Source organism: Acaryochloris sp. IP29b_bin.137, from assembly GCF_028285745.1.
Taxonomy (GTDB): Bacteria; Cyanobacteriota; Cyanobacteriia; order Thermosynechococcales; family Thermosynechococcaceae; genus Acaryochloris.
The window spans coordinates 1-11,278 of record NZ_JANQOP010000162.1 but is presented as its reverse complement, the minus strand read 5'-3'; the positions used below and the strand labels follow the sequence as shown (position 1 = coordinate 11,278).

Annotated in this window: 10 protein-coding genes and 1 pseudogene; 3 read left to right on the top strand and 8 right to left on the bottom strand. The window is 43.0% G+C overall.

Annotated features, from left to right (window positions below; all coding sequences use genetic code 11):
• A pseudogene (locus Q0991_RS12070) lies at positions 1 to 276 on the bottom strand (IS21 family transposase); the annotation flags it as partial.
• Positions 277 to 429: 153 nt separating this feature from the next.
• Here Q0991_RS12070 and Q0991_RS12065 point away from each other — a divergent pair.
• Together Q0991_RS12065 and Q0991_RS12060 are read left to right on the top strand one after the other, a co-directional pair.
• Entirely contained in the window at positions 430 to 696 is a 267-nt protein-coding gene (locus Q0991_RS12065; RefSeq protein WP_299488822.1) for a hypothetical protein, read from the top strand.
• Positions 644 to 1,216: an ISAs1 family transposase gene (locus tag Q0991_RS12060; RefSeq protein WP_299488820.1), complete on the top strand. Its 573-nt coding sequence runs from the start codon at positions 644 to 646 to the stop codon at positions 1,214 to 1,216. The genes Q0991_RS12065 and Q0991_RS12060 overlap by 53 nt, the downstream gene beginning before the upstream one ends.
• Here the strand turns inward: Q0991_RS12060 and Q0991_RS12055 are convergent.
• From Q0991_RS12055 to Q0991_RS12040, 4 genes are all read right to left on the bottom strand, one after another.
• Entirely contained in the window at positions 1,153 to 1,434 is a 282-nt protein-coding gene (locus Q0991_RS12055; RefSeq protein WP_299488817.1) for a PAS domain S-box protein, read from the bottom strand. The genes Q0991_RS12060 and Q0991_RS12055 overlap by 64 nt on opposite strands.
• Positions 1,435 to 1,670: 236 nt before the next feature.
• Positions 1,671 to 2,024, bottom strand: a complete 354-nt coding sequence (locus tag Q0991_RS12050; RefSeq protein ID WP_299488814.1) for a hypothetical protein — start codon at positions 2,022 to 2,024, stop codon at positions 1,671 to 1,673.
• A gap of 792 nt (positions 2,025 to 2,816) precedes the next feature.
• Complete coding sequence (locus tag Q0991_RS12045; RefSeq protein WP_299488811.1) at positions 2,817 to 3,557, bottom strand: alpha/beta fold hydrolase; 741 nt, start codon at positions 3,555 to 3,557, stop codon at positions 2,817 to 2,819.
• A gap of 118 nt (positions 3,558 to 3,675) precedes the next feature.
• On the bottom strand, positions 3,676 to 3,915 hold the full coding sequence (locus Q0991_RS12040) for a hypothetical protein (RefSeq protein ID WP_299488809.1): 240 nt from the start codon (positions 3,913 to 3,915) through the stop codon (positions 3,676 to 3,678).
• Between the two features lie 790 nt (positions 3,916 to 4,705).
• On the opposite strand from Q0991_RS12040, the gene Q0991_RS12035 reads away from it, so the two are divergent.
• Positions 4,706 to 8,926 (top strand): SNF2-related protein, encoded by a 4,221-nt coding sequence (locus Q0991_RS12035; RefSeq protein ID WP_299488806.1) that lies wholly within the window; start codon positions 4,706 to 4,708, stop codon positions 8,924 to 8,926.
• Positions 8,927 to 9,030: 104 nt separating this feature from the next.
• Here the strand turns inward: Q0991_RS12035 and Q0991_RS12030 are convergent, their stop codons facing one another.
• The 3 genes from Q0991_RS12030 to Q0991_RS12020 all read right to left on the bottom strand — a co-directional run bounded on the left by Q0991_RS12030 (position 9,031) and on the right by Q0991_RS12020 (position 11,137).
• Positions 9,031 to 9,831, bottom strand: a complete 801-nt coding sequence (locus tag Q0991_RS12030) for a ParB N-terminal domain-containing protein (RefSeq protein ID WP_299488803.1) — start codon at positions 9,829 to 9,831, stop codon at positions 9,031 to 9,033.
• Positions 9,818 to 10,573, bottom strand: a complete 756-nt coding sequence (locus Q0991_RS12025; protein ID WP_299488800.1) for a ParA family protein — start codon at positions 10,571 to 10,573, stop codon at positions 9,818 to 9,820. The genes Q0991_RS12030 and Q0991_RS12025 overlap by 14 nt, the downstream gene beginning before the upstream one ends.
• Positions 10,574 to 10,951: 378 nt before the next feature.
• Positions 10,952 to 11,137, bottom strand: coding sequence for a tyrosine-type recombinase/integrase (locus tag Q0991_RS12020; RefSeq protein WP_299488798.1), 186 nt, complete (start codon positions 11,135 to 11,137; stop codon positions 10,952 to 10,954).
• Positions 11,138 to 11,278: the final 141 nt, after the last annotated feature.

The following is an 11,278-nucleotide window of genomic DNA, read 5'->3' as shown; positions in this document are numbered from 1 at the left end:
ATCCTGCAGGTACTCGTACAGGGTCATGGGTTTGAGGCGTGGGTCTCGACGCAGCATTGGTTCTAGCTCGTCTTCCCACACATCAGCTAAGGGGTCGGGAACGGTGCGTTGGTCCTGAAGGCGGCCGCGATTAGGTTGATGGGTGCCGGCCTCAATTCGTTGTCCGGTTCTTGTAGATATTTCGGCAATGTAAGCTGCATCAGCTTGTTTCAAGCCGAGGTCTCTTCCGTTCATATAAACACGAGTATGATAGGAATCAATTCTTTTGTTAGGCACTTGTACAGCCCTCTATTGATTAGGGATGTAAAAAGTGTCTTTTTTCTTGAGATTGAATTCTAGAAACGCGATCTCACACATCATTTCTAGGGAATTGGGATCTAGTTTTATCCTTCTCAGGGGATGCCTGGTTTCTTCATAGCTATAGCCGACGTGACATCGTCATTAATCCGTCAGCTCGATTGTCGTCTAATAACAGATAATCCTAATTGCCCTGCCCATCCAGCCATCATGATGGTCACAGCCTATGTAGTGGAGCGAGGTTTAATCTTGTCCCCTTACGAAGTTGACCATAAAACCAATGAAATTAAGGCACTGCCTGACATGATTGAACAGCTTGCGCTCAAAGGAGTCGTCTTTGCCTTTGATGCCATCAAGACTCAAAAAAACAGCACAGTTGATTATCGAGAGCGGCAATGAGTATCTTGGAGCGCTCAAAGGCAACCAGAAAGGCTTACTCGCTGAGGTCAAAGCACATTTTCAGCCAGAACAAACGTTGAAAACGCTTGAGAAAGGCCATGGCCGGATTGAGAAGCGAACCGTTAGTATCTGCCGTGACCTGAGCCACATTCGACCATGGCCAGGTCTCAACACACTCATTCGGGTTGAATCACAACGCTCTGAAGTCTATGACGACATGATTGTCGATACCCAAGAAACTCGCTATTACATCACGTCACTGCTGGAGGAGGTCAAACCTTTGGCACAACGAATTCGGGGGTATTGGGGCGTAGAGAACAAGGTCCATTATGTTCGCGATGTGACCCAAGGTGAGGATGCTTCAAGAATCCGAACCACACCCCTAATTGGCCTGTTTGTACAAGCACGTAATCTGGCTCTCAATCTTTATCGAGAGCATGGATTCACCAATATGGCTCAAGCAAAACGGCGCTGCGAACAATCTTTTGACATGCTAATGGATGTTTTTAGAATGAAATAGCCCTGGGCTACTTCCTTAGGATCATGGAAAAGAGCAGGAGTAGCTATACCAATAATTTCTTCTGCGATATAGCCTAATTTTTCTATTGCCCCAGTATTGAGGGTTTGAATCACCCCATTGATATCGGTCGAAATAATAATAAAATCTGCACTATCTAATATGGTTTGTTGCCATGATTGTGCAAGTTGATTCAGAGATGCTTCAAACGCTTCTGCCATCGGCATAACCTGTAAGCGTAAGTATTCATTTAATAATAAATTTTCTTATTAGACTGTAATTTTATAGCCCATCAATGAGAACTAAGTCACTGAGAAGTATTATTTATATTCGACATTTTTGATAACAAGGAGCTCTCAATTTTTTTAAGGCAAACAACTCATAATTATGCATATTTCTTCATGTGCTAAAGGTCATCTGGACTAGGGTCATGTCAATCAAAATATTCAGAGATTGATTAGTCCCAATTATTTAGCTTTTCTTCTTGTACATCTTCAAAATCATTCATCAAGAATTGAGTATCAATATCAAGATCTGAGTGAGGTACACCTAGCTCGTATACGGAGTTCTTTGTTGTTATATATACTCGACCATCTCTAGCCAGGTATCCATGGATAGGAGAAGTTTTCAAATTACCTCCTGAAGGATATTGAGGGTGGTTAAAAATTTGACCATGAACAACAACCCTATGACTGATGTAGATACAAATCCAAGATTCAATGATTGGTACGTTGAGGGGATCTGTCTCGAATGTTAGTTTCTTAGGCTTATAGTGCTCCAAATAATAATTTACAACTTCTTCTACGGTCATAAAAAATCTCAATGCGTTTGGTTAGAATTCGTAGGCACATCAACATACTCTGACTTTATAAGAATGATTTGTTTAGTCAGGCAGCAAAAAATATCTTGAGCAACAACATCTTATAAAACTTTTGAATCACTCAAGTAGAACCTAATGTAGTGAAGTTTCTTATTCAGAAATATTAGATTTTACATAGGTCGAAAATTTTAATGTTGAGAATAAGAGAAATTTAAAGTAAGAACAAATATAATATAAAGTGGATTTCGCATCCATATCCCAAGAACCTCTCCCTACCTTGCTGTTGAACAGGTACACCCTATCTCGAAGGCATGAAGGTTCAATGAAGCTTTTGTGAGAAAGCTTTCATGAAAACTTACATCCCCACATGGTATGAGGTAGCTTATGGTATGTTGTATCGTCTCCTTTGTATTCATTGAAGAAGGCTTTTCTAACGCGGTATAGGTCAAGCCTGCCGGGTCCTGCCTCAATTCACTTGTTTAGAAGTAATAGTGATACTAATTTGAAGACTGGCAAAGGTGTTTACACAGCCTTGATAAAGCTTCATTATATGTAGAATGGACACTTATGGTATTGAAAGCATGAAAGCAGTTCTCAATCTCCTTCATTTCCCTGTGGTGAGCTAGCAAAATATACCGGTTTTGATAATGAATGGTTGAAAGTTCATATTCGGAAGCTAAAGAATCTCAGGCTAACAATCAGTCATCGGATAGGCTATGAGTTTTTGCCAGAGGTACGCTCGTGCTTATGCATCTCCAAAGTGATTCCTAGATGAAAGAGGCTTCAATAATCCTCATTTTCAATTACCTCTATCAAACACTCAACTAGTTGCTTAGGCATAGAGAAGAAGGGGCAATGTGAGGACTGAAGCTGAAACTTCCGTTTGACGCTCACTCGGCCTAGCATTAAAACTTGGTGCTGGTGACTAACGGCGTTGTCGTTCAAAGTTTCAATATAATAACGCGGTACAGAGCCAAAGTTTTCGTCTGTTAATTTGACTGGACTTGTACACGGCAACATGGGTTCTACCCGATGATGTGCAACTAACAATTCCTGATATTTGGGTGGGCAATCTTCTCCAAAGACCTCTATGATCCCTTCTTTAGCTAACCATGCTGGTGAATCCCTCTCTGGATTATTTTGCCTCCAATAAGACATCATTTTCGTATCGGTGTCCTCTGATGCAAGTTGATAGATGCTCTCACCGTCTTGAGGCAAGTAGGCACAAAGATACACTAATGCTTTGATTTGAGTTGGTATAGTTTCTCCAACAGATGAAATTACCATCCCGGACATACTATGTCCAACCAGAATGATATTATCCCGCTCGCCAACAGCAGCAACTACAGAGTCGCGATAGCTGTCTAGTGTTACGGACTCTGGAGTTGTTGGGTCATCACCATGGGCTGGAAGATCTAGGCTAGTGGCTGTAAAGCCTTTTTCTTCAAGCCGAGGTATCACCTCAGACCAACAAAACTTTCCCATCCACGAACCATGAACCAGTAGGAAGGTACTTTCAGTCATTGCTGTAGATCCGAAGCTTCACAAGGCTGATACTAAAATTTGAGCAAATAAAGTCTGATAGAAGTCACAAAGACACTAAATTGCGGTAAGTGCCACCTTTTATGATAGTCCTAATTTATTACAAGGATATTAATGCCCAAGCATTCATCATAGGGTCAATGGCTTCAGCTACTCGATATTGACCAGAGACCATCATCTTCTTATCCCAAAACCGCATGGAGCGATCCAAGAGGGCAGAATAGATTGACCCATCTTTATATTTTAGATAATTCTTACACTGATAGCGTTTGTGCTTGAGAATCACCAGTTGCTTAAGCAACAACAATTCATGACCATAGCGCTCACCATTGCGTCGCACCAGAGGGAATTAGCCGTTAGGGAAAGGGCATTCAAGTGGAATTGAAATCGTCTTTCAGATGTTGGAGTTGATCAGCTCCCCAATCAGGATGGGGTTTTGAGAACTCTTCCAACGTGGTACTCACCCTTTTGTTGACATGGAGTTTACACTCAATCAAATCGATATCACAGGCCTCACTCTAGCAAGTATTCTGAGCAGCTAACCAACCATTGATGGTCAACAATTTAGGGATATATAGTTCCCACCTGCATAATTTTCCGGATTTTCTTACGCTGCATTAGTTTCAGGGAACCAATTCAGCTGCCATTAACTAATTGCTTAATAACCTTCAGCATATCTATATCTTGCGTAAGGAAACAGCCGATGATGTACGCTAAATCAGATCTTCTCAATTCTCAATAAGCTAGATCTTCCTGTCCCCAACTGGATTGAATCTACGAATTTCCAATGCTTTGTCCCCTTTACATGCTCTTTCAGTCAAAAAGAGCATGTAAGACTTTCAAGAATTCAATACTGATGACTCAGTGAGATAAAAGCCCAACTCACCCGATCCACAATAGATTCTTTTCAGGCCATTGCAAAACTGATGTCACAATCCCGAGAAAACTGGAAATATTCTGTAACTCAGATTGCCTAAAAAGTTTGCAGCCAAACCTCACCCTTAAGGGAATCTGCCCAAGTGAGCATACCGGGATAATATCGGTGAAGACAACTTAAAAAGTTTTTCCAGACCATTGAGTAGTGGACACCCATTCTAAACTAGTTAAGATACTAGCCACTCCCCACCGACGTGACCCTATCCACAAATCCCCCCGAGAAGCAGGAAGATCTATCTGCCGTTAGAGCAAGCCTAGTCAACAAGTATGAACAACTTTCTGATCTAGAACGAGAAATTATTCAAGCAGTTTCAGTTATTTACACATCCACAAGCCGAACTGCCTTGTTATCTTGCTTGGCAACGATAGGAACCCGTAGCCCAAAGCAAAAAAAGCTGACTAGCTCAACCATCCGGCCTTTTATTGAACATCTCCTCAACTTAGAAGTTCTATTGATGGAGAATAATAAACTCCGAGTTCACCCCTTAATCATTGAGATTGCCACAAGAGATGCCGTAGCCAAAGATAAGTTTAAGGCAATGGTTGAAGCGGTAGAAACCATTGTTCCATTTAAGCCAGGATGGAATGGTAAAGGACGGAGCTTTGATGATTACCAAGAGTTTATCCGTGCTTTTCGCATGGGCTTTTATCAGAAAGATTTTGAAGCCATTGCAGAGTATTGCCAAGACTACTATTCCTACGGCTACAGAAGTGACAAGATTGCGTTAGATGAGGTTCTTGACCTCGTTTGTAATAATCCCTTTGATCAGTACTGGTTTTGGACCATTCCCATGGAACTAGCTGATCTATTTCTGGTCAATGGGTTACTCACTGATTCCCTCCTGTTGTTTCCTGCTGAAGACAAGTTAGAAGTTCTCATTGAAATTTGTGAGGACGTGGGCGGAAACTATCTCAGTATTGTCTTAGCCGAACAACTGATATTAAGAGGTCGTCTGGAAGAAGCTAGAGCATATCTAGTTGATATCCATGCAGACTATAAACATGATGCATTGGCTATCCAAGGTTGGTTGGCTTGTTTGGAAGGTGATTATGACGCCGCACTCACTGCCTATCAGGAAGCATTGAAAGCATTAAGGAAACTCACGAGCAAGCGCAAGGTTTATTTTGAGTCCATCAGCGGCATTTTCTATGTATTGACACTCCTCCATGAAGGATCCATGGCATTACACAGTTCAGCGATGAGCTATATCGACTTGATCCTTGAATCCGAAGACCATTGGCTCTCTGAGATTTATTCCCTGCTCAAAAAAGTCTTATTGATCCAACAAGGTGACTTATCCTACCAAAACTCAATTATCAATACCTCTGTTCTGCCCTACCAATATGGCCAAAGCATACCAACTCTGATCAGTGCATTATGTGTCCATTGGGTTGACCCCAGCTCAGCAAAAACAGCTTTAGTCGAAGTCCTTGAACCATATTGTTGTCAAGCCTATAACGCTGGATATAGTTGGCTGGCTTCTGAAGCGAAAGCTTTAATCCAACAACTGGCTTCTGAACAACCTGCCTCTAAACCAAAGTTGCCTGACCTGCCGTTATCTCAGTTTCCCCTAGCCAAATTAATCACTGCCCAAGAAGATTGGCAGCTCAGCTTAAAAGCCTTAGAACAGTTAAATTCCGAATTCCTGTTCACTGACAAAACGGGAGCCATTTCTCGGCTGGCTTGGTTTGTATCTATCGAATCAGGGAACATCTCACTCGAACCCAAAGAACAGAAACGCAATGCTAAGGGAGGGTGGAGCAAGGGGCGCAAGATTGCCCTGAGCCGTTTGTTCAATCAACCCAAAAGCCTGGGCTATCTCACTAACCAAGACTTGAAAGCCTGTGCTGAGATTGAAGACGAAGTGAGCTACTATTTTGGCTATCATAAAACTGAATATCAATTCAAGGAACAAGCCATAACTCATTTGGTGGGTCATCCTGTAGTCTTTTGGGCTGATTTGCCCTCCACCCGTATTGACATCATCAAAGGCGAACCGGAACTATTGGTCAAAGAAAGAGACCAGGGAAGGCTCACTTTACAACTAAATCCTCAAATACCCAGAGCGAAAGACATTTTAGTCACACAGGAAACCCCCACCCGCCTGAAAGTGATTGAAATCAATGAAAGTCACCGCCGCATTGCCAATATCCTGGGGAATTACAATTGCCTCAATGTACCCAAGACGGCTAAAGAGCAAGTGCTTTCAGCTATTAGCTCAATATCTGGACTTGTTACGGTTCAATCGGATATCGGCGGTGGCACTGAAAACGCTGAGTTAGTGGCAGCCCATTCGATCCCCCATGTTCATCTTCTACCTGCAGGGAATGGACTCAAAGCCATGATCAGGGTTCGACCATTTGGGAGCTGTGGTTCTTATTTTCCACCTGGATCTGGGGGCAGCACCGTGATTGCCGAAATTGAAGGTAGGCGATTGCAAACCAATCGTGACTTAGAGGAAGAAGACCAGTTGGCACAACGGACAATCGATTCATGTCCAACCCTGTACCAATATGGAGGTGATCATGGGGAATGGCTCATCACAGAGCCAGATGACTGTTTAGAACTCCTCTACGATCTACAATCCATCTCTGACCAAGTCATCGTGGAATGGCCCGAAGGCGAAAAATTTCGGATATCACATCGAGCAGACTTAGACCATCTCAACTTGAAGATTAACCAACAACAAGATTGGTTTGCGATCCAAGGTGAGGTGAATGTTGATAACAGTCTTGTCCTAGACCTTCAAAAGCTATTGGCGTTGCTCGATGAGACATCTGGGCGGTTTATCAAACTAGAAGAGGGTCAGTTTCTGGCCCTAGCCCAGTCTTTTCGCAAGCGGCTTGCTGAATTGCAGGCTTTATCTGAAGCGCATGGGAAGGGTTTAAGGTTTCACCCTCTAGCCTCAGTAGCCCTAGAGGATCTGGTTGAGGATGTAGGAAACCTGCAAGCGGATAAACACTGGCGTGACCAAAAACAAAGGCTACACCAGTTAAAAAATTTTGAACCTGAGATTCCTTCAACATTGCAAGTCCAATTGCGAGACTATCAAATTGAAGGATTTCGCTGGTTAGCTAAACTTTCTCATTGGGGAGTTGGAGCTTGTCTTGCAGATGACATGGGGCTGGGAAAAACTCTGCAGGCACTAGCAGTGATTCTCACTCGAGCCCCTCAAGGCCCAACTCTGATTGTGGCTCCCACCTCTGTTGGCATGAATTGGCATAAGGAGGCCAAAAGATATGCTCCCACTCTCACACCACTGCAATTTGACAATAGTAATCGGAGACAGTTACTAGAGCATCTTAAGCCCTTTGACATTCTGATTTGTAGCTACGGGCTCTTGCAGCAAGAGGAAGTGGCTGAGATGTTAGCTCAGGTGAACTGGCAAACAATTGTTCTAGATGAGGCCCAAGCGATTAAGAATTTTTCAACGAAACGATCTCAATCCGCCATGAAGCTCCAAGGTGAATTGAAGATTATTACGACGGGCACCCCTATAGAGAATCACTTAGGTGAATTATGGAACCTGTTTCGCTTTATTAATCCTGGATTACTGGGATCTTTGGATAGCTTTAATAAACGTTTTGCCATTCCGATTGAACGGCACCATAATAAAGCAGCGCGGAGTTGCTTGAAGAAGTTAATCCAACCATTCATCCTCCGACGAACGAAAAGCCAAGTCTTAGAGGAACTGCCCTCTCGCACTGAAATTGTTCTACAAGTCGATTTAAGCCCAGAAGAGCTAGCCTTTTATGAGGCTTTACGACAGGACGCATTGGCAAAATTGAACGAGAGTGATGCTGCCGATGGTCCTAAACATATCCAGGTTCTTGCTGAATTGATGCGCCTACGACGGGCTTGTTGTAATCCGTGCTTGGTCCTTCCAGAAACAGATTTACCAAGTGCGAAGTTGAAGCTCTTTGCAGAGGTACTCAATGAATTGCTCGATAACAAACATAAGGCATTAGTCTTTAGCCAGTTTGTGGATCATCTCGAAATAATTCGCCGTTACTTAGATGAACAACAGATCCAATATCAATATCTTGACGGCAGTACCCCTGCGAAAGACCGACATAAACGAGTGGATGCTTTTCAAGCTGGAGTGGGTGAGATTTTCTTGATTAGCCTTAAAGCAGGAGGCACTGGGTTAAATCTCACGGCTGCAGATTATGTCATTCACATGGATCCTTGGTGGAATCCTGCCGTGGAAGACCAAGCTTCAGATCGGGCTCATCGGATTGGGCAACAGCGCCCCGTTACTATTTATCGACTTGTAGCAAAGGGTACGATTGAAGAAAAGATTGTTGAATTGCACAACCGAAAGCGAGATTTGGCAGATAGTCTCTTAGAAGGAGCTGACATGAGTGGAAAGGTAAGCACTGATGAACTGCTTAGACTCATGCAGCAAAATTAGTCTGAACATCTTTGACGAGTATGAACAATCAGTTTACCGATTGCATTGAACACGCAACAATCATTCCCCCAGAATGATTTGATTGATAGTAATCTCGACAAAAATTAATTCCCATCTTGAGTTTGAATTTCCATAAGAACTTGGTTTATTAGTTTTGCCATTGATGGAATTCGTTTAAGCAGCAAAGCCTTCTTGGAATTAGTAGCGCAGTGAATATTTTCATTTTTCCAAGCCAGGAGATCTTTCTCAATCCTTTTCAGTTTCTTGGTTTCAGCAGTTAATGCGACATTTGTCGCATTTTCTTTCTGATGGTCACTAAGATAGCGTTGAATTGTTCTAGTATGCTTACCAATAATCACCTCTAGTGCAGGCAGTAAGGCTTTCTTTCCCTTTCTTGGCCGTCCCTTGCCGTGACTGTATCCAGCTTTTTTAAGTCTTTCCGCTAAATTCCTAACCTCTGTAGCTGTATAATCACGTCTGTGTTCATTTTCCGCTACCTCACATTGCAAAGCTTTTTCAGGATCTTGATCTGCATCAAAAGGCATTACTCGAACAGGTATCTTAGAACCAGGAAATTGCTCATTATATCGTTCCTGCTTATTGTCACGGAGAAAATGTATTGCTGATAGGCGATGACCTCCAGCCAATAGCCGATTCCTAGTATCAACCACTAGTGGTTCAATTAATCCCAATACCTCAATCGACTCTGATAAAGCAAATACATGATCTTGATTTAGTTCCCTAGTGTCTTCACTGCGTAGCTTTATTTGATCTAATAAGATCGCCGTCTTTAAGTATCGATTTGAATTAGTATCATTAGATATAGCTTGGTCAATCACTGACATATCATCAGCTACATTTAAAGCTTGTTGAAAACGTTTTGTATTGGATTTACGCTGAGCCATTGAGTCCCCACTGTGCAACAACTATCAAATCTTGGGCTCCGCGGCACTTAGCATCGTAAGTCATGAGTGGGATTTGGTCTGCAGCAGCAAGGGATAACTGTGTGTCTTGGCGAACAACAAACCTTTGTATGTTTGGGAATGACTCTGCCAGATCAGCATCAAAAGTACGATCCATGGCTCGACGTGCATCAATTTTTGATTGAATAATCGCCCACCTTGAAGCTCCTTTTCTACCTTTTTGACTATTTAGCTTCAATTCTTTAATTACACGACTCGCTCCAACTAATGCAAGTGGATGTGCATCAGAAACTATGAGCACCGTATCAGCAGCTTTTATAGCAAGTCTTTCTAAATGTTCATTCCCAGGAGCACAGTCAAAAACAACAACATCATAATCCATACCAAAAACTGCATCAGCAAGCTCTTCTTGATCACAGGATTGAATATTATGATTCATGAGTTCAGGGCCACCTGGTAATACCCATAGGTAATTACCTACTTTCAAGGGTTCTAGATGATCACCAACCAGCAGAGACGCGGTTCCAGGCTTTGTTGGATCAACTCCAAGCACATAAGCAGCATTTGATTGGGGATCCATATCTATAACTAGTACTCTTTGCTGCATACTAGCTAGAATCGACGCAATTCCACAGGCAATTGTTGTTTTTCCTACACCTCCTTTTCGACCAGCAACAGCAATTCGACTAACAGTCATATCTTTTGTAGAAGAGTCATTGTACATTCCTGTCAATGATAGATTAGGTCAAAGCAAATTACACCATCCTCTTTTTTATTAATCCCTTAATAAAACTAAAAATATTGGTAGAAATTTAGTCTGCACCAACCACCCAGCCCCCAGGTCACCCCAGGAGCTAGGTGCGACAATATCTAACTAGGCTTTCCTGTTTTGGCTTGGTTAAGCATCATGGCACCAAGCGGTGTTCTCATGGACTTGGCTCCACTCCTGCGCTTATTCCCAGTAGCAACCTGGATAGGAGCCGGGTCATCAGGGAGGTTACCCTCCAAGTGGGTGGAGAAGGTTTGGGTCGAGGGAGTCTATAACGCCTCGCCCCTCCCACTTAGATCCACACATGCGCGTTTCTAACCCTAATTAGCAAACTTAAAACGCCAACTTCCCAATCGCCCCCTCCACCTGCTCATCGGTAACCTCCAGATACCCCGTTAGTGCGGCCAGTGTCCGATGCCCCGAAATTCGCTGAATGTGCTTCGTCGGCACTCCAGCGTTGTGCATCCGTGTTAGAGCCGTGCGTCTGAAGCTGTGGGTACTGAACCCACTCAAGCCCACTCGCTAAAACGCCTCTCTCAAAATCAAATCGGTTGACCCTCTGCGGATATGAGAGCGACCATGCCGACCGGGGAACAGATACTTTTTATTTAAATTCGGCTGATACGCAACCAGATACTGGGCCAACTGCTCATGCATCGC

Coding starts and splice junctions, on each gene's coding strand:
- Q0991_RS12060 (WP_299488820.1), top strand. CDS start 644: ATGCCATCAAGACTCAAAAAAACAGCACAGTTGATTATCGAGAGCGGC.
- Q0991_RS12055 (WP_299488817.1), bottom strand. CDS start 1,434: ATGGCAGAAGCGTTTGAAGCATCTCTGAATCAACTTGCACAATCATGG.
- Q0991_RS12050 (WP_299488814.1), bottom strand. CDS start 2,024: ATGACCGTAGAAGAAGTTGTAAATTATTATTTGGAGCACTATAAGCCT.
- Q0991_RS12045 (WP_299488811.1), bottom strand. CDS start 3,557: ATGACTGAAAGTACCTTCCTACTGGTTCATGGTTCGTGGATGGGAAAG.
- Q0991_RS12030 (WP_299488803.1), bottom strand. CDS start 9,831: ATGGCTCAGCGTAAATCCAATACAAAACGTTTTCAACAAGCTTTAAAT.
- Q0991_RS12025 (WP_299488800.1), bottom strand. CDS start 10,573: ATGTACAATGACTCTTCTACAAAAGATATGACTGTTAGTCGAATTGCT.